The organism is Frigoribacterium faeni (genome assembly GCF_011761235.1).
GTDB lineage: Bacteria > Actinomycetota > Actinomycetes > Actinomycetales > Microbacteriaceae > Frigoribacterium > Frigoribacterium faeni_A.
Genome location: NZ_JAAOYW010000001.1, coordinates 606844 through 628841, shown reverse-complemented (window position 1 = coordinate 628841; position 21998 = coordinate 606844). Strand labels below are relative to the sequence as shown.

26 protein-coding genes are annotated in these 21998 nt (G+C 72.4%); 24 read left to right on the top strand and 2 right to left on the bottom strand.

What is annotated here, in order from left to right; translation table 11 throughout:
- Positions 1–218 precede the first annotated feature (218 nt).
- The 13 genes from rpsP (at position 219) to FHR78_RS02850 (ending at position 9574) form a co-directional block, all read left to right on the top strand.
- Positions 219–641, top strand: coding sequence for a 30S ribosomal protein S16 (gene rpsP / locus FHR78_RS02910; RefSeq protein WP_166758993.1), 423 nt, complete (start codon positions 219–221; stop codon positions 639–641).
- Between the two features lie 3 nt (positions 642–644).
- On the top strand, positions 645–881 hold the full coding sequence (locus FHR78_RS02905; protein ID WP_123546439.1) for an RNA-binding protein: 237 nt from the start codon (positions 645–647) through the stop codon (positions 879–881).
- 3 nt (positions 882–884) lie between these two features.
- The gene (gene rimM, locus FHR78_RS02900; protein ID WP_347878022.1) at positions 885–1559 is read left to right on the top strand and encodes a ribosome maturation factor RimM; all 675 of its coding nucleotides are present in this window, start codon (positions 885–887) and stop codon (positions 1557–1559) included.
- 10 nt (positions 1560–1569) lie between these two features.
- Positions 1570–2262: a tRNA (guanosine(37)-N1)-methyltransferase TrmD gene (gene trmD / locus FHR78_RS02895; RefSeq protein ID WP_166758992.1), complete on the top strand. Its 693-nt coding sequence runs from the start codon at positions 1570–1572 to the stop codon at positions 2260–2262.
- A gap of 71 nt (positions 2263–2333) precedes the next feature.
- Positions 2334–2903 (top strand): hypothetical protein, encoded by a 570-nt coding sequence (locus tag FHR78_RS02890; protein ID WP_166758991.1) that lies wholly within the window; start codon positions 2334–2336, stop codon positions 2901–2903.
- Between the two features lie 199 nt (positions 2904–3102).
- Complete coding sequence (gene rplS, locus FHR78_RS02885) at positions 3103–3450, top strand: 50S ribosomal protein L19 (protein ID WP_043596315.1); 348 nt, start codon at positions 3103–3105, stop codon at positions 3448–3450.
- Between the two features lie 64 nt (positions 3451–3514).
- Positions 3515–4267 (top strand): signal peptidase I, encoded by a 753-nt coding sequence (gene lepB / locus FHR78_RS02880; RefSeq protein ID WP_166758990.1) that lies wholly within the window; start codon positions 3515–3517, stop codon positions 4265–4267.
- Positions 4267–4902 carry a ribonuclease HII gene (locus FHR78_RS02875; RefSeq protein ID WP_166758989.1) on the top strand — a complete coding sequence of 212 codons (636 nt, stop codon included), beginning with the start codon at positions 4267–4269 and terminating at the stop codon, positions 4900–4902. Before lepB ends, FHR78_RS02875 begins: the two co-directional genes overlap by 1 nt.
- A gap of 57 nt (positions 4903–4959) precedes the next feature.
- Positions 4960–5283 carry a DUF2469 family protein gene (locus FHR78_RS02870; RefSeq protein WP_146899814.1) on the top strand — a complete coding sequence of 108 codons (324 nt, stop codon included), beginning with the start codon at positions 4960–4962 and terminating at the stop codon, positions 5281–5283.
- A 133-nt stretch (positions 5284–5416) separates the two neighbouring features.
- Positions 5417–5779 (top strand): YraN family protein, encoded by a 363-nt coding sequence (locus FHR78_RS02865; RefSeq protein ID WP_166758988.1) that lies wholly within the window; start codon positions 5417–5419, stop codon positions 5777–5779.
- Positions 5776–7305: a YifB family Mg chelatase-like AAA ATPase gene (locus tag FHR78_RS02860; protein WP_166758987.1), complete on the top strand. Its 1530-nt coding sequence runs from the start codon at positions 5776–5778 to the stop codon at positions 7303–7305. Before FHR78_RS02865 ends, FHR78_RS02860 begins: the two co-directional genes overlap by 4 nt.
- Complete coding sequence (gene dprA / locus FHR78_RS02855) at positions 7302–8552, top strand: DNA-processing protein DprA (protein WP_166758986.1); 1251 nt, start codon at positions 7302–7304, stop codon at positions 8550–8552. Before FHR78_RS02860 ends, dprA begins: the two co-directional genes overlap by 4 nt.
- An 80-nt stretch (positions 8553–8632) precedes the next feature.
- Positions 8633–9574 carry a tyrosine-type recombinase/integrase gene (locus tag FHR78_RS02850; protein WP_166758985.1) on the top strand — a complete coding sequence of 314 codons (942 nt, stop codon included), beginning with the start codon at positions 8633–8635 and terminating at the stop codon, positions 9572–9574.
- A 63-nt stretch (positions 9575–9637) separates the two neighbouring features.
- Here the strand turns inward: FHR78_RS02850 and FHR78_RS02845 are convergent, their stop codons facing one another.
- The gene (locus tag FHR78_RS02845) at positions 9638–10258 is read right to left on the bottom strand and encodes a M23 family metallopeptidase (protein ID WP_166758984.1); all 621 of its coding nucleotides are present in this window, start codon (positions 10256–10258) and stop codon (positions 9638–9640) included.
- 78 nt (positions 10259–10336) lie between these two features.
- On the opposite strand from FHR78_RS02845, the gene FHR78_RS02840 reads away from it, so the two are divergent.
- The 11 genes from FHR78_RS02840 to FHR78_RS02790 all read left to right on the top strand — a co-directional run bounded on the left by FHR78_RS02840 (position 10337) and on the right by FHR78_RS02790 (position 20926).
- Positions 10337–11857, top strand: coding sequence for a sugar porter family MFS transporter (locus FHR78_RS02840; RefSeq protein ID WP_166758983.1), 1521 nt, complete (start codon positions 10337–10339; stop codon positions 11855–11857).
- Positions 11858–11928: 71 nt separating this feature from the next.
- On the top strand, positions 11929–13650 hold the full coding sequence (locus tag FHR78_RS02835; RefSeq protein ID WP_166758982.1) for a BCCT family transporter: 1722 nt from the start codon (positions 11929–11931) through the stop codon (positions 13648–13650).
- 321 nt (positions 13651–13971) lie between these two features.
- The gene (rpsB, locus tag FHR78_RS02830; RefSeq protein ID WP_166758981.1) at positions 13972–14922 is read left to right on the top strand and encodes a 30S ribosomal protein S2; all 951 of its coding nucleotides are present in this window, start codon (positions 13972–13974) and stop codon (positions 14920–14922) included.
- Positions 14923–14963: 41 nt separating this feature from the next.
- Positions 14964–15791, top strand: a complete 828-nt coding sequence (gene tsf, locus FHR78_RS02825; RefSeq protein WP_166758980.1) for a translation elongation factor Ts — start codon at positions 14964–14966, stop codon at positions 15789–15791.
- Positions 15792–15976: 185 nt separating this feature from the next.
- Positions 15977–16696 (top strand): UMP kinase, encoded by a 720-nt coding sequence (gene pyrH / locus FHR78_RS02820; RefSeq protein ID WP_166758979.1) that lies wholly within the window; start codon positions 15977–15979, stop codon positions 16694–16696.
- A 72-nt stretch (positions 16697–16768) separates the two neighbouring features.
- Positions 16769–17287, top strand: a complete 519-nt coding sequence (gene frr, locus FHR78_RS02815) for a ribosome recycling factor (RefSeq protein WP_208392901.1) — start codon at positions 16769–16771, stop codon at positions 17285–17287.
- A complete protein-coding gene (locus tag FHR78_RS02810) occupies positions 17288–18286 on the top strand; it encodes a phosphatidate cytidylyltransferase (protein ID WP_166758977.1) in 999 nt (332 codons plus the stop codon).
- A gap of 88 nt (positions 18287–18374) precedes the next feature.
- On the top strand, positions 18375–18935 hold the full coding sequence (locus tag FHR78_RS02805) for a DivIVA domain-containing protein (protein WP_166759673.1): 561 nt from the start codon (positions 18375–18377) through the stop codon (positions 18933–18935).
- A 108-nt stretch (positions 18936–19043) separates the two neighbouring features.
- Complete coding sequence (locus FHR78_RS14960; protein WP_243862002.1) at positions 19044–19832, top strand: lytic transglycosylase domain-containing protein; 789 nt, start codon at positions 19044–19046, stop codon at positions 19830–19832.
- A gap of 36 nt (positions 19833–19868) precedes the next feature.
- Complete coding sequence (locus FHR78_RS02795; RefSeq protein ID WP_166758976.1) at positions 19869–20171, top strand: hypothetical protein; 303 nt, start codon at positions 19869–19871, stop codon at positions 20169–20171.
- Positions 20168–20926, top strand: a complete 759-nt coding sequence (locus FHR78_RS02790; RefSeq protein WP_166758975.1) for an alpha/beta hydrolase — start codon at positions 20168–20170, stop codon at positions 20924–20926. Before FHR78_RS02795 ends, FHR78_RS02790 begins: the two co-directional genes overlap by 4 nt.
- On the opposite strand, the gene FHR78_RS02785 is transcribed toward FHR78_RS02790, so the two are convergent.
- Positions 20923–21981 carry an AI-2E family transporter gene (locus FHR78_RS02785; protein WP_166758974.1) on the bottom strand — a complete coding sequence of 353 codons (1059 nt, stop codon included), beginning with the start codon at positions 21979–21981 and terminating at the stop codon, positions 20923–20925. The genes FHR78_RS02790 and FHR78_RS02785 overlap by 4 nt on opposite strands.
- Positions 21982–21998: the final 17 nt, after the last annotated feature.

Genomic DNA, 21998 nt, shown 5'->3' with positions numbered 1-21998 from the left:
CCGGCGGCTCCATCCTGACAGCCGAGGGCGCCGGCGGCTCGGACACGATCTCGGGGGATTGGCAGATACGGCGTCGGGTCTGCAACAATGGTGGGTCGAGTCTTCGGTCGTCCGACCCTCTAATCAGGCGGCCGCCAGACCTCATAGAGCTTTCGAGCCGAGTGTGCCCCCACGCTCACGGCTAGCAACTCGCCCACATCACATCACACAGGAGAATTGTGGCTGTCAAGATCCGTCTCAAGCGCATGGGCAAGATCCGTGCTCCGTACTACCGCATCGTCGTCGCCGACTCGCGCACCAAGCGCGACGGTCGCGTCATCGAGGAGATCGGCAAGTACCACCCCACCGAGGAGCCCTCGTTCATCGAGGTCGACTCCGAGCGTGCGCAGTACTGGCTCGGCGTGGGCGCCCAGCCGTCCGAGCAGGTCGCCGCCATCCTGAAGCTCACGGGCGACTGGGGCCGCTTCAAGGGCGACGCCGACGCCGTCAGCACCGTCAAGACCAAGGCCGCCAAGGAGGCCTTCGTCGCCGACGAGAAGAAGAAGCCCGTGCTCGTCCCGAAGTCGGACAAGCCCGCCAAGGCCGAGCCCGCCGAGGCCCCGGCCGAGGCTGCTGACGACGCCGAGACCACCGAGGCGTAGTCAGTGCTCGCACCTGCACTCGAACACCTCGTCCGGGGGATCGTCGATCACCCGGACGAGGTGCAGGTCGTCGAGTCGTCGTCGCCGCGCGGCGACGTGCTCGAGGTGCACGTCCACCCCGACGACCTCGGGCGGGTCATCGGCCGGTCCGGCCGCACCGCGAAGGCGCTGCGCACGCTCGTGACGGCCATCGCCGACGGCAAGCGAGTGCGCGTCGACGTCGTCGACAGCGATTCCTGAGCCGTGGCGTCCTCCGACAAGACCCAGCTCCGCGTGGGGCGGCTCACCAAGGCCCACGGCCTGAAGGGCGCGCTCAAGCTCGAGCTCTTCACCGACACGCCTGAGCAGCGCTTCACCCCCGGGGCGTCCTTCACCCTCCAGGTCCCCGAGACCAGCGAGTGGAACGGCAAGCTCCTCACCCTCGCCGAGCTGCGCTGGTACAACGGCCACCCCGTCGGCTTCTTCGAGGGCGTCGACGACCGCACGGCCGCCGAGTCGCTCGTGAAGGCGATCCTCTGGGTCGACCAGGACCTCGACGAGCTCCCCGACGAGGACGACGCGTGGTACCACCACCAGCTCGTCGGCCTGCGGGTCGAGCGCGACGGCGTCGTCGTCGGCACGGTGGCCCGTGTCGACCACCTCCCCGCTCAAGATCTGCTCGCCGTCGACACCGAGCGCGGCGAGGTGCTCGTGCCCTTCGTCAGCGCCCTCGTGCCCTCCGTCGACATCGAGGCGGGCGTGGTCACGGTGACACCTCCGGCCGGACTCTTCGAGGAGCTGGCCGACGAGGCGCCCGAGGCGTCGACCGAGGCTGAGGCGTCGACCGAGGCCGAGGCGTCGACCGAGGCCGTCGAGGCCGAGGCGTCGACCGAGGCCGTCGAGGCCGACGCGCCTGCCCGTCCCGACGACGAGAGCTGACGGCGGCGCGGTGCGCATCGACATCGTGTCGATCTTCCCGGAGTTCTTCTCCGTGCTCGACATCTCGCTGCTCGGCAAGGCCCGGCAGCAGGGGCTGCTCGACGTCGCGGTGCACGACCTCCGCGACTTCACCCACGACCGGCACCGCACCGTCGACGACACCCCGTACGGCGGCGGCGCGGGCATGGTCATGAAGCCGGAGCCGTGGGGCGAGGCGCTCGACCACGTGCTGGGCGACGACGCCGACCCCGCGGCCACGACGATGGTCGTGCCCTCGCCTGCCGGCGTGCCCTTCACGCAGGCCCTGGCGCGCGAGCTCGCCGCGGTGCCGCACCTGGTCTTCCCGTGCGGCCGCTACGAGGGCATCGACCAGCGCGTCGTCGACCACGCCTCGTCGCGGGTCAGGGTGCTCGAGGTCAGCCTCGGCGACTACGTGCTGAACGGCGGCGAGGTCGCCGTCACGGCGATCATCGAGGCCGTCGGCCGGCTCGTCCCGGGGGTCGTCGGCAACCCCGAGAGCCTCACGGAAGAGAGCCACGAGGACGGCCTCCTCGAGTACCCGAGCTACACCAAGCCCTCGTCGTGGCGCGGGCTCGAGGTGCCGCCCGTGCTCCTGGGCGGCAACCACGGCGCGATCGCCGCGTGGCGTCGCGAGCAGCAGCTCGAGCGCACCCGTCGCGTCCGTCCCGACCTCCTCGACTGAGGCTCCGGCGGCCCGACCCGCGGCCGCGGTCTCGCAGCCAGTTCTCCGCCGGGCGCCCGTACGCTCGACGCATGGCGATCCGTCGAGTCCTGTACCGCCTCCTGTGGCCCGCGGCCTTCGTACTGCCCCTCTGGGTCCTCGCAGGTCGCGCGTTCTTCGGCGTCCCCCTGGGCCTGCAGGTGCTGGGGCAGCTCGTGCTCGTCCCGCTGCTGTTCCTCGCCCAGGCCCTGGCCGCCGGCGTCGTGACGGCGCGGCGCAGCGTCCGTGACCGTCGGGCGGTGTCCTGGCTGGACGCTGGGCTGCTCTCGCTGACCTGGGTCGCGCAGCTGGCGCTCGGCTTCTTCCTCGTCGACGGCTCGGCCGCGACGGCGGCCTCCTCGGCCTTCACCCGCGTGGTGCCCGGCGGCGACCTCGACCTCTCCAGCGCGCTCTTCGGCCTCTCCGCCGTGGTCACGGTCGCCGGGGGAGTCGCGCTGCTCGCGGCCGCCGTCTGGCAGTTCCTGACGGAGGCGCGGCGTCGGGTGGCCGCGTCGCTGGCCGACCTCGACCGGGTCGCCACGGCGGCGCGGGTCGACGCCCGCGCAGGCGGCGTCGCGGCCGGCGATCCGGCCCGGGTCATCCGCATCACCCCGCGAGCCTGACGGCGCGGCGTGCCGTCGCCCGGGCGCGTCGTCCGGTGGCGCGAGGGGTCGAGCCTGTGGCATCATTGACGCTTGTGCCTGCGCACGACTCTGCCTCAGGGGAGTCTGCCTCACCAGAGCACGTCTTCTTCATCACCAGATGGTGGACCACCACCACGAACGGCAGTCGACCTGTGGCGGCTGCAGAGAGCGAACGACTATGCACATCCTCGACGCGGTTGACTCCGCCAACCTCCGCTCGGACGTCCCCGACTTCCGCGCCGGCGACACCGTCAAGGTGCACGTGAACATCATCGAGGGCACGCGCTCGCGCGTCCAGGTCTTCCAGGGCGTCGTCATCGGCAAGCAGAACGAGGGCATCCGCGAGACCTTCACGGTCCGCAAGGTCAGCTTCCAGGTCGGCGTCGAGCGCACCTTCCCGGTCCACTCGCCGGTCATCGACCACATCGAGGTCGTCAGCCGCGGCGCCGTCCGTCGCGCCAAGCTGTACTACCTCCGCGAGCTCCGCGGCAAGAAGGCCAAGATCAAGGAGAAGCGCGACAACTGACCCCGTCGCACGATCTTCACCGAGCTCCCTGCCGTATACGATGGCAGGGAGCTCGGGCGGTTAAATGACAAATGCATCCCTGCGGCGCCGTCTGCGCCGCCCCCGTCGTGACGACGACCGCAAGCGCGGCCTCGGCACGTTCCTCCGCGACGTGGTCGTCATCTTCCTCGCGGCGCTGCTCATCTCGTTCCTCATCAAGACGTTCCTGATCCGGTCGTTCTACATCCCCAGCGGGTCGATGGAGGACACGCTGCAGATCAACGACCGCATCATCGTGAACGAGCTGGTGCCCGACCTGGTCGACGTCAAGCGCGGTGACGTCGTCGTCTTCACCGACCCGGGCGGCTGGCTCGCGGGCACGGCCCCCGTGGCCCCGGCGTCGGGCGGCGCCCTCTCCGACGGCCTCTCGTGGTTCCTCACGCAGGTCGGCCTCGGCGCACAAGACAGCAACGACCACCTCATCAAGCGCGTCATCGGCCTGCCCGGCGACACGGTCGAGTGCTGCAACGACTACGGCCAGATGTCGGTCAACGGCGTGCCGATCACCGAGCCCTACGTCAAGCTGCCCGCGGGGGAGTCCCGGGTGTCGGGCGACGACTTCTCCGTCACGGTGCCCGAGGGCTCGCTCTGGGTCATGGGCGACAACCGCTACAACTCGAAGGACAGCCGCTACAACCGCGAGACCCCGAGCCAGGGCTTCGTGCCGATGTCCGACGTCGTCGGCCGGGCCTTCGTCATCAGCTGGCCCTCGCCGCGGTGGACCTGGCTCGACGACTACCCGGACGTGTTCCGCGGCACCGAGCGCGACGGCGAGTGATGGCGGTCGTCGACCCCACCCTCGACGTCGAACGCGCCCTGCACGCGGCCGGCGCCACCTGGGTGATCGGCTGCGACGAGGTCGGTCGCGGCGCGATCGCGGGCCCGGTCGCCGTCGGCCTCAGCGCCGTGCACGTGGAGTGCGGCGAGATGCCCGCGGGGCTCCGCGACAGCAAGCTGCTCAGCGAGAAGCGGCGCGAGGCGCTCTACCCCGTGGCGACCGAGTGGGTCCAGGCGCACGCCGTGGGTCTCGCCGAGGCCCACGAGGTCGACCGTGTCGGCATCGTCGCCGCGCTCGGCCTGGCCGGGCGGCGGGCGCTCACGGCCCTGCACGAGGCGGGGGTGGGCATCATGAGCTCCGTCGTCGTGCTCGACGGGAACCACGACTACCTGTCGCCCGCCCTGAGCACGGCGCCGCGCATCACCACCCGGGTGAAGGCCGACCGCGACTGCGCGTCCGTCGCGGCCGCCTCCGTCATCGCCAAGGTGCACCGCGACCGCATGATGATCGCCGCCGACGAGGAGCACCCCGGCTACGGCTGGGCGGGCAACAAGGGCTACGGCTCGGGGGCGCACTACGCCGCTCTGGGCGAGCTCGGTCCCTCGCCCCTGCACCGGCTGACCTGGCTGCACTGACCCGTCGTCGCCGACGCGGCGCGCCCTGGGCCCGGGGCCGCGTAGGATGACCTCTCGATGGACGAGGACGAGTTCGAAGACTACGACCGCGAGGTCGAGCTCGCGTTGTACCGCGAGTACCGGGACGTGGTGTCGCAGTTCCGCTACGTCGTCGAGACGGAGCGGCGCTTCTACCTGGCGAACGAGGTGGAGCTCGTCAGGCGCGACACCGAGCACGACTTCTACTTCGAGCTGACCATGACCGACGTCTGGGTGTGGGACGTCTACCGGTCCGACCGGTTCGTGAAGTCCGTGCGCGTGCTCACCTTCAAGGACGTCAACGTCGAGGAGCTCACGGCTCGCGATCTCGAGCTCCCCAAGGAGCTCGCGCTCGACGAGTAGTCCCCACCGTCTGCCCGTGTCGACGGGCGTCGTCCCTCCCCGGCGGGGCGCGACGGCCCCGTCGTCCACCGGTCCCCGATCGTGGCCTGCGTCGTGGCGCCTGCCTGCGGCACAGTCCGTGCAGGAGGTCGAGATGGCGAAGAAGGACGAGACGGGCAGGCACGGCGAGGCTCTGGCCGCCCGGTGGCTCGAGGCACGCGGACTGCGCGTGCTCGACGTGAACTGGCGGTGCCGCGAGGGCGAGATCGACGTCGTCGCGCTCGACGGCGACGAGGTGGTCGTGGTCGAGGTCAAGACGCGACGCGGCACCGGATGGGGCCACCCGCTCGAGGCGGTGACCCCGGTCAAGCTGAACCGGCTGCGGCGGCTGGCCGGTGCCTGGCTCGAAGCCCATCCCGGCACGGGGCGGCGGGTCCGCATCGACGCCGTGGGCGTCGTGCTCGGCCGGTCCCCGGCCGACGACGTCGTCTCGCACGTCCGGGGAGCGGGCGCGTGAGCGTCGGGCGGACGCGGTCCGTCTCGTTGCTCGGGCTCGAGGGCGCGCTCGTCGAGGTCGAGGCCGACATCGGCCCCGGGCTCCCGGCCTTCGTCATCATCGGCCTGCCCGACACGTCGCTCGGCGAGGCCCGTGACCGGGTGCGTGCCGCGGCGACCAACGCCGGGTGCGCCCTGCCCGCGCGCAAGCTCACCGTGAACCTGTCGCCGGCGTCGCTGCCCAAGCACGGGTCGTCCTTCGACCTGGCGATCGCGGTCGCGTCCCTGGCCGCGTCGGGTCTGGTGTCGGCCGAGTCGGTCGCCGAGGCCGTGCACCTGGGCGAGCTCGGGCTCGACGGCCGGGTCCGCCCCGTCGACGGGGTGCTGCCCGCCGTGCTCGCGGCCCGGCGGGCCGGCGTCGAGACCGTCGTCGTGCCGGTGGACGCCGTCGACGAGGCGTCGCTCGTGCCGGGCATCCGGGTGGTGGGCGTCGCGAGCCTCCGCGAGGCGGCCATCCGTCACGGCGCGGACCTGCTCCCCGAGCCCGTCGAGCCGATCCGTCGGCCGCGGGCGGCCGAGCCGGTGCACGACGACGCCGACCTCAGCGACGTCATCGGCAACTCCGACGCGGTCGAGGCGCTGGTGGTCGCGGCGGCGGGCGGTCACCACCTGCTCATGGTCGGTCCGCCCGGCGCTGGCAAGAGCATGCTGGCCGCCCGCCTCCCCGGCCTGCTGCCCGACCTCGGCGTCGACGAGGCCCTCGAGGTCAGCTCGGTGCGCTCCCTCTCGGGCCGCCCCGTGGCCGGCGAGCTCGAGCGCCGCCCGCCCTTCGAGGACCCTCACCACACGTCGAGCGCGGCGGCCCTCGTCGGCGGCGGCAGCAGCGTCATCCGTCCGGGCGCCGTCTCGCGTGCCAGCCGGGGCGTGCTGTTCCTCGACGAGGCGCCCGAGTTCTCGCAGTCGGTCCTCGACTGCCTGCGCCAGCCGCTCGAGTCGGGCCAGGTCGTCATCCACCGGTCGCGCGCCGTCGCGCGGTTCCCGGCCCGGTTCCAGCTCGTGGCCGCCGCGAACCCGTGTCCGTGCGGTCAGCACGGCACGCGCGACGGCGACTGCGTGTGCACGCCGATCCAGCGACGCCGCTACCACGCGAAGCTGTCCGGGCCGCTCGTCGACCGCATCGACGTCCAGCTGCAGGTGGCACGCATCAGCTCGGCGCAGTTCCGGCTCGCCGACACCGCCGCGGCGGTGACCACGGCCTCGGCGAGAGCCCGGGTCGAGGAGGCGCGGCGTCGGTCGGCCGCGCGGCTCGCGGACACCTCGTGGCGGCTCAACTCCGAGGTCTCGGGCACCTGGCTGCGGTCGCCCGAACGACGTCTGCCCGTGTCCGTCACGCGCTCCGTCGACCGGGCGCTCGAGTCGGGCGCGCTGACGATGCGGGGCTACGACCGGGTGCTCAAGGTCGCCTGGACGCTCGCCGACCTCGACGACGTGCCCGTGCCCGGCCACGGACACGTGGCGCGCGCCCTCGGCCTCAGGCGGTCGCTGTGAACGCGTTGCTGAGGGCCTCGACGGCCGACCTCGTCGACCTGGCCGCCGGCGTGCGGGCCGACGAGCCGTCCCGCTGCGACCCGATCGACGCCTTCGGCCTCGCGGCCTGGAGCGGCGTCGCCTCCGACGGCGACGCCGCCGCCGGGGCGTGCCGTCGGGCGCTCGGCCCCGCGGTCTCGCTGCGCCTCGTGATGGAGTCGGTGGCCGCCCGTCGCTCGGAGTCCGACGGCGGGGTCCTGGCCGAGCGGATGGTCGCGGCCGGGGTGCCCGACGTGGAACGGCTCGAGCTGCACGCGGCGCTGAGCCGGTGGGCGCCTCGCGTCGCGTCCGGGACGGTCACCGGCTGGTTCCGGTCGGCGACGGCGCTGGGCGTCCGGGTCGTGGTGCCCGGCGACGCGTCCTGGCCGACGGCGATCGACGACCTCGGCGACCACGCGCCTCCTGCGCTCTGGGTGAGGGGAGGCGGCGGGCTGCCCCGCCAGGGCGGCGGCGTCGCGATCGTCGGGGCACGCGCGGCCACGTCGTACGGCGAGCAGGTCGCCGCCGACCTCTCGAGCGGGTTGTCGGACCGGGGCCTGGTCGTCGTGTCGGGCGGTGCCTACGGCGTCGACGGCATGGCCCACCGGGCGGCCGTGGCCTCGGCCGCGAGCACCGTCGCCGTGATGGCGGGAGGGGTGGACCGCTTCTACCCGACCGGGCACGACGACCTCCTGCGGGCCGTCCTCCGCGACGGGGCGATGGTCTCCGAGTCGCCGTGCGGCACGATGCCCCACCGTTTCCGGTTCCTGTCGCGCAACCGGTTGATCGCGGCCCTGAGCGGGGCAGTGGTCGTGGTCGAGGCCGGTCGTCGTTCCGGCTCGCTCAACACGGCGGCCCACGCGAACGCGCTCGGCCGTCCCGTCGGGGTGGTGCCGGGCCCGGTCACGTCGCCGATGTCGGCGGGGTGCCACGCGCTCCTGCGGTCTCAGCTCGCGGCGTGCGTCACGAGCCCGGCCGACGTCGTCGAGCTGCTCGGCGGCCAGGACGACCTCGTCGACCAGGCGTGGCAGGCGGAGGAGGACGTCCACGCCGTCCGCGTCTCCGACGCCCTCAGCACCAGGGTCGACCGCAGCACCGACGAAGTGGCGGCCGCGTCCGGGCTGTCGCTCGCGACGGTGCGGACGGTCCTCGCCGAGCTGGACGCCGACGGGCTCGTCGAGCGGCGGCCCGCCGGGTGGCGACGGCGAGCCCGGTCGGGGCGTGGGTAGCCTGGCCACGTGCGAGCGACGACGAGCGACCCCGGGGCGCCGAGCCCGGCCGCCGACGACCGGGGCAGGCAGGCACGACCGTGACGCGCCTCCTCGGCGACGTCGAGCGGTTCCTGGCGCACCTGCGCGACGCCCGCGGGCTCAGCGACCACTCCGTCCGCGCGTACGCCTCCGACCTCGACGCCCTCGACGCCCACGCGGCCGAGCGGGCGGGCAGGCCGCCGGTCACCGCCGACCTCGACCTCGAGCTGCTCCGCGACTGGCTCTGGCGGTCGACGGAGTCGGGCCTCGCCCGCACCACGCTCGCCCGCCGCGCCTCGAGCGCCCGCGCCTTCACCCGCTGGCTCGACGAGACGGGCCGCACCACCGACGACGTCGGGGTCCGGCTGCGGGCGCCGAAGGCCGAGAGCCACCTGCCCCGGGTCCTCACCTCGCCGCAGGTCGACGGGCTGCTCCGGTCGCTCGTCGTCCGGGCCGACACGGGCGAGCCGTCGGCCCGGCGCGACCTCGCCGTGGTCGAGCTGCTCTACGGGTCGGGGCTGCGGGTGTCCGAGCTCGTGGGCACCGACCTCGGCGACGTCGACCTCGAGCGGCTGACCGTCCGCGTCACCGGCAAGGGCGGCAAGCAGCGCGTCGTGCCCTTCGGGGTCCCGGCGGCCGAGGCTCTCGACCGCTGGGTCACCCTCGCGAGGCCCGCCTTCGCCGCGCTGACGACCACCGACGGCGTCGGCGACGGCGACGCACGCCGCGCGTTCTTCCTCGGGTCGGGCGGGGCGCGGCTCGGCACGCGGGCCGTCCACCGGCTGGTGGCGGGCCTGCTCGTCGACCTGCCGGGCAGCGGCCCTGCAGGCCCGCACGCCCTGCGCCACACCGCGGCGACGCACCTTCTCGACGGCGGGGCCGACCTCCGCGCCGTGCAGGAGCTGCTCGGCCACGCGAGCCTCGGCACCACGCAGATCTACACCCACGTCTCGACCGAGCGGCTTCGCGAGAGCTACCGCACGGCGCACCCCCGGGCCTGACGGCGCCCTGGCCTGACGACCCGCGCCGTGGCCGGACGGCGCCGCGGTCGCCCGCCCGACCGGTCACCCCGACCGGCGCGTGGGCAGCAGCACGGCCGGTCGACCGAGCCCGAGCGCCAGCAGGGGCGAGACGTACTCGCCGTCGATCCTCGCCCCGAGGTGCACGCAGTCGAGCTCGGCGCAGTGCCCCGGCAGGACCGTGCCGACGGTCTGCCCCCGCACGACGACGTCGCCGGCGACCAGGTCGCTCGAGACGGGCTCGAGGCTGCTGAGGACGCCGTCGGCGTGGCGCATCGACAGCACGGGACGGTCGACCACGACGCCCGCGAAGTGCACGACCCCGTCGTCCGGGGCCGTCACCGGCGAGCCCGCCGGGGTGCCGACGTCGACGCCGCGGTGCCCGGGCGACCACGGGTGCTCCGGCGCCGTGAACCCGCGCACCACCGGGTGCGGCGCCCCGACCGGCCACGACCACGGGACGGCCGGGACGGACCCGCGGGCGCCGACGCCGGGAGCGGGGGCGGGCCAGGCGGGCGTCGGCACGGAGACCAGCACCCCGGTCGTCAACAGCGCCCCGACGACGGCGCGCGAGACGGCCCGGGCGCGACGTCGGGCGGAGCGGCGTGAGGCCGGCGCCCGCCGCCCGGGGAGCGTCGGCCGGCGGGGCGCGAGGGCGGTGTCCATGGGGCGACTCTGCCGGGTGTGCAGCGATCCCGGACCGGGCGTACTGTTCACGCGTGCACGAACACCTGTGCACGACGTATGTGGGGGAGCGAGGACACGAGCCGGCTCCCCGAGCAGTGGAATGGAGACACAGTGTCGAACGCGGCGCGATCAACAGAGACGACCAAGAGCCTGAACAGACGGGTGACGGGCCTGGCGGTGGCCGCGGCCGTCGGCGGCTTCCTCTTCGGCTTCGACTCGTCCGTCATCAACGGGGCGGTCCAGAGCATCACCGACGAGTTCGGGCTGACCGAGTTCGCCTCGGGCTTCGCCGTCGCCTCGGCCCTGATCGGCTGCGCGATCGGCGCCTACGTCGCCGGCCGTCTCGCCGACAAGATGGGCCGCATCAAGGTCATGCTGCTCGGCGCGGCCCTGTTCCTCATCAGCTCGATCGGCGCCGCGTTCGCCTTTGCCGTCTGGGACCTCGTGCTCTGGCGCGTCATCGGCGGCCTCGGCATCGGCATCGCCTCGGTGATCGCCCCGGCCTACATCTCGGAGGTCTCGCCCAAGGCGATCCGCGGCCGGCTCGCGTCGTTCCAGCAGCTCGCCATCACGCTCGGCATCTTCGCCGCGCTGCTCTCCGACCAGCTCTTCGCCAGCACGGCCGGCGGCGCCTCCGAGCCCTCGCTCTTCGGCCTCGACGCCTGGCGCTGGATGTTCCTCGTCGGCATCGTGCCCTCGGTCGTCTACGGGTTCCTCGCGTGGCGCCTGCCCGAGTCGCCGCGCTACCTCGCCGGCGAGGGGCGGGAGGACGAGGCGAAGGACGTGCTCAAGAGCATCGTGCCCGCCGACACCGTCGACACGAGCCTCAAGGAGATCACCGACTCGATCGCCACCGAGGCCGCCCTCGACAAGAAGTCGACCATCCGCGGCGACCGCTTCGGCCTGCAGCCCATCGTCTGGGTCGGCATCATCCTCGCCGTGCTGCAGCAGTTCGTCGGCATCAACGTGATCTTCTACTACTCGACCACGCTCTGGCAGGCCGTCGGCTTCCAGGAGAGCGACTCGTTCACCATCTCGACGATCACTGCCATCGTCAACGTCGTCGTCACCTTCGTCGCCATCGGCCTCGTCGACAAGGTCGGCCGCCGGCCGCTGCTGCTCGCCGGCTCGATCGGCATGTTCGTCAGCCTCGCCGTCACGGCGCTGTCCTTCAGCCAGTCCGTCCCGGGCGCGAACGGCGACCCGCAGCTGCCCGGCGCGTGGGGCCCCGTCGCCCTCGTCGCGGCCAACCTCTTCGTCGTGTCGTTCGGCGCCACGTGGGGCCCGCTCATGTGGGTGCTGCTCGGCGAGATGTTCCCGAACAGCATCCGTGCGACCGCCCTCGGCGTCGGCAGCATGGCCAACTGGATCGCGAACTTCGTCGTGACGGTGTCGTTCCCGTCGCTGGCCGCCTACAGCCTCACGCTGTCGTACGGCATCTTCGCGGCCTTCGCCCTGATCTCGTTCTTCTTCGTGCTGGCGAAGATCCCCGAGACCAAGGGCCGCAGCCTCGAGGAGATGGGCGTCTCCGCCGTCGGGGCGACGCCCGGCGGGCGCTCCGGGGGCGCCCGCGCCTGATCTGTGGCACCATCGACGAACGCCCTGTCCGGCTCCCGGGCGGGGCGTTCGCGCTGTGGAAGGACGAACTCATGAGCCACGCCGACGACTCGACCCCGGTCGAGCCTGCCGACGGACCCGCGACGGAGGGCACGACCTCGGTCGCGACCCGGGACGAGGAGGCGGCCGCCGCCTCCCCGAGGAGGCACGCGTTCGCCCCGTGGGTCTTCTGGCCCGCGGCCGGGGTGATCCTCGCGTTCGTGGCCTTCGCCATGGCGTTCCCGACGGTCGCCGAGGGCCTGTTCGGCGCCGTGCAGGCCGGCATCGTCGGGGCCTTCGGCTGGTACTACGTGCTGCTCGCCGCGGTCTTCGTCGTCTTCGCGCTCTGGATGGGCCTGAGCCGGTACGGCGACATCAAGCTCGGCAAGGACGACGACGACCCCGAGTTCTCCCGCGGGTCGTGGCTGTCGATGCTCTTCGCCGCGGGGATGGGCATCGGCCTCGTCTTCTACGGCGTCGCCGAGCCGCTCAGCCACTACGCCAGCCCCCGGCCCGGCGTCACGGGCGACGACAGCGAGCTCGCCGGCCAGGCGCTCAGCCAGACCTACCTGCACTGGGGCGTCCACGCCTGGTCCATCTACATCGTCGTGGGGCTGGGCATGGCCTACGCGATCCACCGCCGCGGCCGGCCGGTGTCGATCCGCTGGGCCCTCGAGCCGCTCCTCGGCGACCGGGTCAAGGGCGTCTGGGGCAACGTCATCGACGTCGTGTCGGTCGTCGGCACGCTCTTCGGCGTCGCCACCTCGCTGGGCCTCGGCGTGCTGCAGATCTCGGCCGGCCTCGCCGCCACCGGCATCGCGGAGCCCACCATCGTGGTGCAGGTCGTCCTCATCGCCGCCATCACCGGCGTCACGATCTTCTCGCTCGTCAGCGGCGTGACCAAGGGCATGAAGTGGCTGTCGAACACGAACATCGTGCTCGCCGCCCTGCTGCTCGTCTTCGTGCTCGTCAGCGGGCCGACCCTGTTCCTCCTGCGCGACTTCGTGCAGTCGCTCGGGGCCTACCTGCAGAACGTCGTCGGCCTGACCTTCACGGTCAGCGCCTTCTCCGGGGCGGAGGGCGAGGCCTGGCAGGGCAGCTGGACGACCTTCTACTGGGGCTGGTGGATGTCCTGGGCGCCGTTCGTCGGCATCTTCATCGCGCGCATCTCCAAGGGGCGCACGGTGCGCGAGTTCGTCGTCGGCGTGCTCGTCGTGCCCACGGTCCTCACGTTCCTCTGGTTCAGCGTGATGGGCGGCGCGGCCCTGTACCGCGAGGTGTTCGGCGGGGGAGGCCTGGTCTCGTCCGACGGGTCGGTCGACACCGAGGGCGCCCTGTTCGAGATGCTGCAGGGGCTGCCGGGCGGGTCGGTGGCTGTCTTCGGGGCGATCCTCCTGATCGGCCTCTTCTTCATCACCTCGTCCGACTCCGGCTCCCTGGTGCTCGGCATGATCTCGACCGGCGGCGACACCGAGCCGAAGGCCTGGGTCCGCGTGTTCTGGGCCGTCGTCACGGCCCTCGTCGCGATCGCGCTCCTGCTCACCGGCGGCCTGGACGCCCTCAAGACGGCGGCGATCATCACGGCACTGCCGTTCAGCGTCGTCATGATCGGCATCTGCGTCGCCACGTTCCGGGCCTTCGACACCGAGCACCGGCGGTTCCTGCGGGCGCAGCGTCGACAGTTCCGCGACAGCATCGGCGACCACTTCGGACTCGAGGAGGCGGTCCGCCCGCGCCGCGGCCCGCTCGGCTTCCCGAGGCGCCGCCCACGCTGACCGGCGGGGGCGACGACCCGCCCCGCCGCCCGACCCACCGGGGCGTCCCGCACCTCCGGGGCGCCCCTCGTCGGTGCTACCATGAGCACGCAGCCTGCCCAGCAGGCTGACTTCGCGTGCCCGTGCGTCTCGACGCACCTCGCCCTCGCAGCCTCGCTGCCCGCGGCGTGACACCGGCCTCCGCATCCACTCGGTCCGACCGTGCTCCGGCACGGGCGGCGGATGCGCGCCCGGGCACCAGGCACGGACGACCGACCGGTCGTCCTGGACAACCGACACCGGGTGCGCCTCCGCGCGCGCCACAGAACAAGGAGAACGACCATGGCCGTCGTCACCATCCGCCAGCTGCTCGACAGCGGCGTCCACTTCGGACACCAGACCCGCCGCTGGAACCCGAAGGTGAAGCGCTTCATCCTCGCCGAGCGCTCGGGCATCCACATCATCGACCTGCAGCAGTCGCTGGGCTACATCGACCAGGCCTACGACTTCGTCAAGGAGACGGTCGCCCACGGCGGCACGGTCCTTTTCGTCGGCACCAAGAAGCAGGCCCAGGGCTCCATCGCCGAGCAGGCGAACCGCGTCGGCCAGCCCTTCGTGAACCAGCGCTGGCTCGGCGGCCTCCTGACCAACTTCCAGACGGTCTCGAAGCGCCTCGCCCGCATGAAGGAGCTCGAGGACATCGACTTCGACGACACGACCCAGGGCTTCACCAAGAAAGAGCTCCTGATCAAGAAGCGCGAGCTCGACAAGCTGCACAAGACGCTCGGCGGCATCCGGAACCTCACGAAGACGCCGTCGGCCCTCTGGGTCGTCGACACCAAGAAGGAGCACCTCGCGATCGACGAGGCCAAGAAGCTGGGCATCCCGGTCATCGGCATCCTCGACACGAACTGCGACCCCGACGAGATCAACTTCCCGATCCCCGGCAACGACGACGCCATCCGCTCCGTCGGCCTGCTGACCCGCATCGTCGCCGACGCCGCCGCCGAGGGCCTGGTGCAGCGTCACCAGAAGCCCGAGGACGCCGACGCCCCCGTCGAGCCCCTCGCCGAGTGGGAGGCCGAGCTGCTCGCGCAGGGCGAGGCCAAGGCCGCCGAGTCCGCTCCCGCCGAGTCGGCGCCCGTCGCCGAGGCCCCGGTCGAGGAGAACGACGCCGACGCGCAGGTCGCCGCCAAGCCCCTGGGCGAGCCGGTCGCCGAGCCCGTCGCCGAGCCCCGCGACGAGACCGCTGCGGAGCCGGCCGACGCCGACGCCGCCGCCGACTCGAAGTAAGACCCCACCCCCCTTCCGACTCCACGAAAGGAAGTCAGACCATGGCGAATTTCACCGCCGCTGACGTCAAGACCCTCCGTGACCGCCTCGGCGCGGGCATGATGGACAGCAAGAACGCGCTCGTCGAGGCCGACGGCGACATCGAGAAGGCCGTCGAGATCCTCCGCGTCAAGGGCCTGAAGGGCGTCGCCAAGCGCGAGGGCCGTCAGACCACCGCGGGCCTCGTCGCCGCCAAGGCGTCGGGCGGCTACGCCACCCTGATCGAGCTCGCCAGCGAGACCGACTTCGTCGCGAAGAACGAGAAGTTCATCGCGCTGGCCGACTCCGTGCTCGAGGCCGTCGCGGCCTCCGGCGCGAAGGACGCCGCCGAGGGCAACGCGGCCGCCATCGGCAGCCAGACCGTCGAGGCCTTCGTCAACGACGAGGCCGCCCTCATGGGCGAGAAGGTCGAGCTCCGCACGGTCGCCCGTGTCGAGGGCTCCGAGTTCGCGATCTACCTGCACAAGACCTCGAAGGACCTGCCCCCGCAGGTCGGCGTGGTCGTGGGCTACACCGGCTCCGACGCCGAGACCGCCCGCTCGATCGCCCAGCACGTGGCCTTCGCCGCGCCGACGTACCTGTCGCGCGACGAGGTCCCGGCCGAGGACGTCGCCAAGGAGCGCGCCATCGTCGAGGAGACCGCGAAGAACGAGGGCAAGCCCGAGGCCGCCCTGCCGAAGATCATCGAGGGTCGCCTCACCGGCTTCTTCAAGGAGATCGCGCTGCTCGACCAGGCCTACGCGAAGGACAGCAAGCTGTCCGTCGCCAAGGTCGTCGAGCAGGCCGGCATCGAGATCCAGGGCTTCGCCCGGATCAAGGTCGGCGCCTAGCCAGCCACAGGACGGGGTCCGGGACGCACGCGTCCCGGGCCCCGTTCGTGTGCCCGCCCCCGTCCCCGCCTGACCGTCACGGCGCGCGGGGCCCCGTCGAGGAGGCGCGGCGGGCACCCCGAGGAGCGGCACGTCCGCCGCGACTCGATACCCTGGCTACGGCCACGACACGAGGGAGACCACGCATGACGACAGACACGACCACCCGACGACGCGTCCTGCTCAAGCTCTCGGGAGAGGCGTTCGGGGGCGGCCAGCTCGGCGTGAACCCCGACGTGGTGGGCGCCATCGCCCGCGAGATCGCGGACGCGGCGAAGGACGTCGAGATCGCCATCGTCGTCGGCGGCGGCAACTTCTTCCGCGGCGCCGAGCTCAGCCAGCGCGGCATGGACCGCGGGCGGGCCGACTACATGGGCATGCTGGGCACCGTCATGAACGCGCTCGCCCTGCAGGACTTCCTCGAGCAGGCCGGTGCCGCCACCCGCGTGCAGTCGGCCATCGAGATGACCCAGGTCGCCGAGCCGTACATCCCGCGTCGCGCCGAGCGCCACCTCGAGAAGGGCCGCGTCGTCATCTTCGGCGCCGGCGCCGGACTGCCCTACTTCTCGACGGACACGGTCTCCGCCCAGCGGGCGCTCGAGATCGGCGCGGCCGAGGTGCTCGTCGCGAAGAACGGCGTCGACGGCGTCTACTCGGCCGACCCGCGCCACGACCCGTCGGCCGTCAAGCTCGACCGCCTGACCTACCAGGAGGCGCTCGTGCAGGGCCTCAAGGTGGTCGACTCCACCGCCTTCAGCCTCTGCATGGACAACGGCATGCCCATGCACGTGTTCGGCATGGAGGGGGAGGGCAACATCGCTCGCGCCATCCGGGGCGAGCGCATCGGGACCCTCGTCAGCAACTGACGACTAAGCTCGACGACGAACCAAGGGAGCATCGTGACGATCACTGACGTACTGACCGAGACACGCGAGAAGATGGACCGGGCGCTCGACTCGGCCAAGACGGACTTCGGGCAGGTGCGGACGGGGCGCATCAACCCGGCGCTGTTCCAGAAGATCCCGGTCGACTACTACGGCACCCCGACGCCGCTCGCGCAGCTCGCGTCGCTGCAGGTGCCCGAGGCGCGCACGATGATCGTGACGCCCTACGACAAGTCGGCCCTGAAGGAGATCGAGCGGGCCATCGCCACGTTCCCGAACCTCGGCGCGAGCCCCACGAACGACGGCACGCTCGTCCGTGTCACGATCCCCGAGCTCACCCAGGACCGCCGCAAGGAGTTCGTCAAGATCGTCCGCGGCAAGGGCGAGGACGCCAAGGTGCAGATCCGCAACATCCGTCGCAAGTCGAAGGAGTCCCTCGACGCGCTCAAGACCGAGGTCGGCGACGACGAGGTGGCGCGCGGCGAGAAGGAGCTCGAGGCGGTCACGAAGGGCTACATCGACCAGATCGACGACGCCCTGAAGAAGAAGGAAGCCGAGCTGCTCGAGGTCTAGATGAGCGACGCACCCGACGGCGCACGTCCCGACGAGTCGGTGCCGACACCCAAGACCACCCCCGGCAGCCGTCGCGCCGACTTCGACGCCCGGGCCCAGGCCGCTCGGCACGACCTCGAGAGCCAGATCCGCAGTCGACGGGCCCAGCTCGGCGCCCGGAACGAGGCGCTGACGGCCCGGACGGGGCGCAACCTGCCGGCCGCCATCGCCGTGGGCGTCGGGCTCGGCGCGGCCGTGCTGCTCAGCCTGATCTTCGAGCCGGCGTTCTTCATGATCGTCGCGGGTGCCCTCATCGGCTCCCTCTGCTTCGAGCTGACCAGCGCGCTCCGCTTCGCGGGGCGTGACGTCCCGCGCCTGCCGAGCGTGCTCGTGGGCCTGGCCATGGTGCCCGCGGCTTTCTACTTCGGCGCCCAGGGCCAGTGGCTGGCGCTCGTCGGGGGAGTCGTCCTCGTGTCGGCGTGGCGGGTCGTCGAGCTGGTGCGTCCCTCGCACCGCAAGCCCGCCTCCGTGGTCTGGCGCGACATCGGCGCCGGCGCGTTCGTGCAGATCTACTGCTCGTTCCTCGGCAGCTTCATGCTCGTCCTCGCGGCCGAGCCCAACGGTGCGAACTGGACCCTGGCGACGCTGATCATCGTCATCGCGGTCGACACGGGCGCCTACGCGACGGGCCTGAACTTCGGCAAGCACCCGATGGCCCCGCGCATCAGCCCGAAGAAGACCTGGGAGGGCTTCGCAGGGTCGGTGGCGGCCAGCTTGATCGCCGCCGTCCTCACGTCGTGGCTGATGCTCGACGAGCCCTGGTGGTTCGGCTTCGTGCTGGGCGGCGTCATCATCGTCACGGCCACGATCGGCGACCTGTCCGAGTCGCTCATCAAGCGCGACCTCGGCATCAAGGACATCAGCACCTGGCTGCCGGGCCACGGCGGGTTCCTCGACCGGCTCGACAGCACGTTGCCGTCGGCCGCGGCCGCGTACGCCCTGTACCTCGTCGTCACCTGACGCGCCCGCCCGCCGCGCCCTGCGGGGCAGGCCGGTCGGCGGGCCCTCGGGCCGCGTCGCCGCAGGGGTCCCCGGTGCATGCGGCATGATGGACGCCGTGAGCTCAACATTCCCGACGGTGCCCAAGGGTCGACGCGGCTACGACGTGTCCGAGGTCGAGGACTTCCTCGCCGAGGCACGTGCCGCCTACACGGGCGGAGCGGACGGCTCGTCGTCGATCGACGCGGCCCGCATCCGGCGCACGGCCTTCACCATGCGCAAGGGCGGGTACTCGACGGCCCACGTCGACCAGGCGCTGGAGCGGCTCGAGGACGCGTTCGCGAGCCGAGAGCGCGACAAGGCCGTCTCGCGGTCCGGCGACGAGGGCTGGTACGGCGAGGCCCGCAGCGCGGCGGAGGAGATCGTCTCCCGGCTCGACCGTCCGCTCGGCCACCGCTTCGACCGCGTGAGCGTCCTCACCGTCGGCTACCACCCCAAGGACGTCGACCGGCTGGCCCGGCGCCTGCAGGGCTACTTCACCGACGGCAAGCCCCTCAGCATCGACGACGTCCGTGGGTCGGTCTTCCGGCCGAAGCGCGGCGGGTACCGCGAGGCGCAGGTCGACGTGCTGCTCGACGCGGTCGTCGACGTCATGCTCGCCGTCCGCTGACGCTCCGCTCCGGGGCGGTCCGCGGCACGTCCCGTCCTGCCGCGCCCGCGACACGCAGGAGGCGGACCCTGGCCGTTCCGTGACGGATCCGTTACCCTGGACGGACTCATGGGCAGGCACTCAGCGAACTCGACCACGGGCTCCACTCTCTCCGAGCAGCGGGCGGTCGTCAGTCGACCCCGCACGGTGGCCCGCCGCCGCGTCCCGGCGTCGCAGCTCGTGCGCCCGGCAGCTCCCGCTCCTCGTCCTCGGCCCTCAGTCGGTCGACGCCACGTCCTGCCGCTGCTGGGCTTCGCCACCACCTTCGCGTTCCTGTCGGCGTCCCTGGTCAACCCCCTGTCGGGCGCCGAGGCCGCGACCACGGGCGTCGGCGGCGCCGCCGCGCTGGTCGCCCCGGGCCAGACCTTCGTGGTCGGCGCCGGCGTCGTGCTCGCAGCCGACCGCGACCAGTACGGCGTGACCCTGCCCCCGCCTCCTCCGCCGCCCGCGCCGGTCGTCGAGGAGGCCGCCGACGACGCGACCGCCACGTCGGACACCTCGGGCACCTCGACCAAGAAGAGCACCGCGGCCGCGCCGGTGGCGGGCGTCCCCGACCCGGGCACCGCCAAGGCCATCGCCGCCGAGATGGTGGCGGCCCGCGGCTGGGGCACCGGCGAGTACGACTGCCTGGTCTCGCTCTGGAACAGGGAGTCGGGCTGGAACATCAACGCCCACAACGCCTCGAGCGGTGCCCACGGCATCCCGCAGGCCCTGCCCGGCAGCAAGATGGCCTCGGCCGGCGCCGACTGGCAGACCAACCCGGCGACCCAGATCACCTGGGGCCTGGGCTACATCCAGGGTCGTTACTCCACGCCCTGCGGTGCCTGGGGCCATTCGCAGTCCTCCGGCTGGTACTGAGCCCCCGACCTCCGGGTCACGGCTACGCTGGTCGACATGCCCCGCAGCAACCGCCCGCGTCGTCCCCGCGACCGAGCGGAAGACGCTCGTGACGAGCGCGACCTCGCCCGGTCGATCTTCGGCGGTCCCCGCACCGAGACCCGTCGGGGGCGCGAGTTCGTCGTCCAGACCGTCTCGGCGTCGGCGGCCCTGAAGGAGTACACCTGCCCCGGCTGCGCGCTCGTCGTGTCGCCCGGCACCCCGCACGTCGTCGTCTGGCGGGCAGACGGCCTGTTCGGCGAGCAGGACGACCTCGCCGCCCGCCGACACTGGCACACGCATTGCTGGAGGATCTCATGACCCTGCCCCCCGCCGCACCCGTCGACGTCCGAGGCGGGGTCGAGCTCCCGGCCCGCCGGTCCGACGTCGAGCTGCACACCTCCGACGGCCTCGCCCTCGTCGGCGAGCTCGCCCTGCCCCTGGACCGCGACCCGGTCGCGACGCTCGTCACCCTGCACCCCCTGCCGACGGCGGGCGGGTTCATGGACTCGCACGTTATCCGCAAGGCGGCCGCGCGCCTCCCGGCCCTCGCCGACGTGGCCGTGCTCCGCTTCAACTTCCGGGGCGTGTCCTCGCCCCGGGGCCGGTCCGAGGGGTCGTTCGGCGAGGGCGAGGCCGAGGCGGCCGACCTCCGCGCGGCGGTCGACCTGGTCCGGGCGGCCGGACTGCCCCGTCCGTGGCTGCTCGGCTGGTCGTTCGGCACCGAGGTCGCCCTGAAGCACGGGCGCAGCGTCGACACGGCGGGGCTCCTCCTGCTGTCCCCGCCGCTGCACCGCACCTCGGACGCCGAGCTCGCCGCCTGGAACGGGTCGGACGTGCCGATCGTCGCCGTCGTGCCCGAGCACGACGACTACCTGCAGCCCGAGGAGGCGCGGGCCCGGTTCTCGGTCGTGCCTCGGGCCGAGGTCGTCGCGGTCGAGGGAGGCAAGCACCTCTGGGTCGGCGAGAAGCAGACCTCCCGGGTGCTGGACGAGATCGTGACGCGGGCGGCGCCGCAGGCCCTGCCGCTGCCCGTCACCTGGCCGCCCGTGGCGGACGGCGCCACGACCGTCTAGCGGGCGTTCTGCCGGGGCACGACGACCTGGCGGATGACGAGCAGCACCGCCGCGGCCACGGGGATGGCGATGAGCGCGCCGAGCACGCCGAGCAGGGTGCCCCCGGTCAGCGCCGCGATGACGACCACCACGCCCGGGACCTTGACGGCACGGCGCATGATGCGGGGGCTCAGCACGTACGCCTCGACCTGCATGTAGACGAGGTACCAGATCGCCGCCGTGATCCACGTGGCGGGGGAGTCGGGCAGCAGCACGATCTGCGCCAGCACGATGATCGCCGACCCGCTGATGGTGCCGACCAGGGGGATGATCGACCCGAGGAACGCGATGAACGCGAAGACCGCCGGCTGCTGCGCGCCGATCGAGCTGAGGAACACGAAGCTCAGCACGCCGTTCGTGGCCGCGAGCGTGAACTGGCCGATGACGTATCGTCCGACGCTCTGGCTGATCTGCTCGGCGATGTCGGCGAACGCCACCCGCTTGGAGGCCGGGACGAGCTGGTACACGCCGGCCTTGAAGGTGTTGATCGACGAGGTGAAGTAGAGCACCAGGATCAGCACGACGATCGTGGCGAAGACGCCGTTGCCGATGGCGACGCCGACCGCGAGCACCCCTCCGCCGATGGTGACGACGTTGTCGGGGTTGGTGAGGAAGTCGAGCACCGCGTCGAGGGCCTGCTGCACGTCGAAGACGTTCTGCGGCACGAGCGCCTGCAGGTTGTCGACGAACTCCTGGGTGGTGACGCTCTGCAGGTAGGTGACGAGGTTCGTGATCAGCGCGGTGGCCTGGCTGACGATCACCGGCACGATGGCGAAGACGACCCCCACGAAGGCGCCGAGCGCGACGGTGAAGACGATGACGATGGCGAGCCAGCGCGGCACGGACCGGTTCTCGAGCCACGAGACGACGGGGTCGAGGCCGAGGGCGATGAAGATCGCCGCGCCCACGTAGGTGAGGATGGTCGAGAGCTCGCTGAGCGCCCCGCCGATGACGAGGGCGGCGATCACGCCGAGGCCCGCGAGCAGGCCGAGGCGGAACGGGTCGTGGATCTTCACTCGGGCGGCTCCTGTCG

What these genes read in the sequence shown, in the direction of transcription:
- FHR78_RS02890 (WP_166758991.1), top strand. Translation starts at nt 2,334, where the DNA reads ATGGCGATCCGTCGAGTCCTGTACCGCCTCCTGTGGCCCGCGGCCTTC.
- rplS (WP_043596315.1), top strand. Translation starts at nt 3,103, where the DNA reads ATGCACATCCTCGACGCGGTTGACTCCGCCAACCTCCGCTCGGACGTC.
- lepB (WP_166758990.1), top strand. Translation starts at nt 3,515, where the DNA reads ATGACAAATGCATCCCTGCGGCGCCGTCTGCGCCGCCCCCGTCGTGAC.
- FHR78_RS02875 (WP_166758989.1), top strand. Translation starts at nt 4,267, where the DNA reads ATGGCGGTCGTCGACCCCACCCTCGACGTCGAACGCGCCCTGCACGCG.
- FHR78_RS02870 (WP_146899814.1), top strand. Translation starts at nt 4,960, where the DNA reads ATGGACGAGGACGAGTTCGAAGACTACGACCGCGAGGTCGAGCTCGCG.
- FHR78_RS02865 (WP_166758988.1), top strand. Translation starts at nt 5,417, where the DNA reads ATGGCGAAGAAGGACGAGACGGGCAGGCACGGCGAGGCTCTGGCCGCC.
- FHR78_RS02845 (WP_166758984.1), bottom strand. Translation starts at nt 10,258, where the DNA reads ATGGACACCGCCCTCGCGCCCCGCCGGCCGACGCTCCCCGGGCGGCGG.
- FHR78_RS02840 (WP_166758983.1), top strand. Translation starts at nt 10,337, where the DNA reads ATGTGGGGGAGCGAGGACACGAGCCGGCTCCCCGAGCAGTGGAATGGA.
- FHR78_RS02835 (WP_166758982.1), top strand. Translation starts at nt 11,929, where the DNA reads ATGAGCCACGCCGACGACTCGACCCCGGTCGAGCCTGCCGACGGACCC.
- rpsB (WP_166758981.1), top strand. Translation starts at nt 13,972, where the DNA reads ATGGCCGTCGTCACCATCCGCCAGCTGCTCGACAGCGGCGTCCACTTC.
- tsf (WP_166758980.1), top strand. Translation starts at nt 14,964, where the DNA reads ATGGCGAATTTCACCGCCGCTGACGTCAAGACCCTCCGTGACCGCCTC.
- pyrH (WP_166758979.1), top strand. Translation starts at nt 15,977, where the DNA reads ATGACGACAGACACGACCACCCGACGACGCGTCCTGCTCAAGCTCTCG.
- frr (WP_208392901.1), top strand. Translation starts at nt 16,769, where the DNA reads ATGGACCGGGCGCTCGACTCGGCCAAGACGGACTTCGGGCAGGTGCGG.
- FHR78_RS02810 (WP_166758977.1), top strand. Translation starts at nt 17,288, where the DNA reads ATGAGCGACGCACCCGACGGCGCACGTCCCGACGAGTCGGTGCCGACA.
- FHR78_RS02805 (WP_166759673.1), top strand. Translation starts at nt 18,375, where the DNA reads ATGGACGCCGTGAGCTCAACATTCCCGACGGTGCCCAAGGGTCGACGC.
- FHR78_RS14960 (WP_243862002.1), top strand. Translation starts at nt 19,044, where the DNA reads ATGGGCAGGCACTCAGCGAACTCGACCACGGGCTCCACTCTCTCCGAG.
- FHR78_RS02795 (WP_166758976.1), top strand. Translation starts at nt 19,869, where the DNA reads ATGCCCCGCAGCAACCGCCCGCGTCGTCCCCGCGACCGAGCGGAAGAC.
- FHR78_RS02790 (WP_166758975.1), top strand. Translation starts at nt 20,168, where the DNA reads ATGACCCTGCCCCCCGCCGCACCCGTCGACGTCCGAGGCGGGGTCGAG.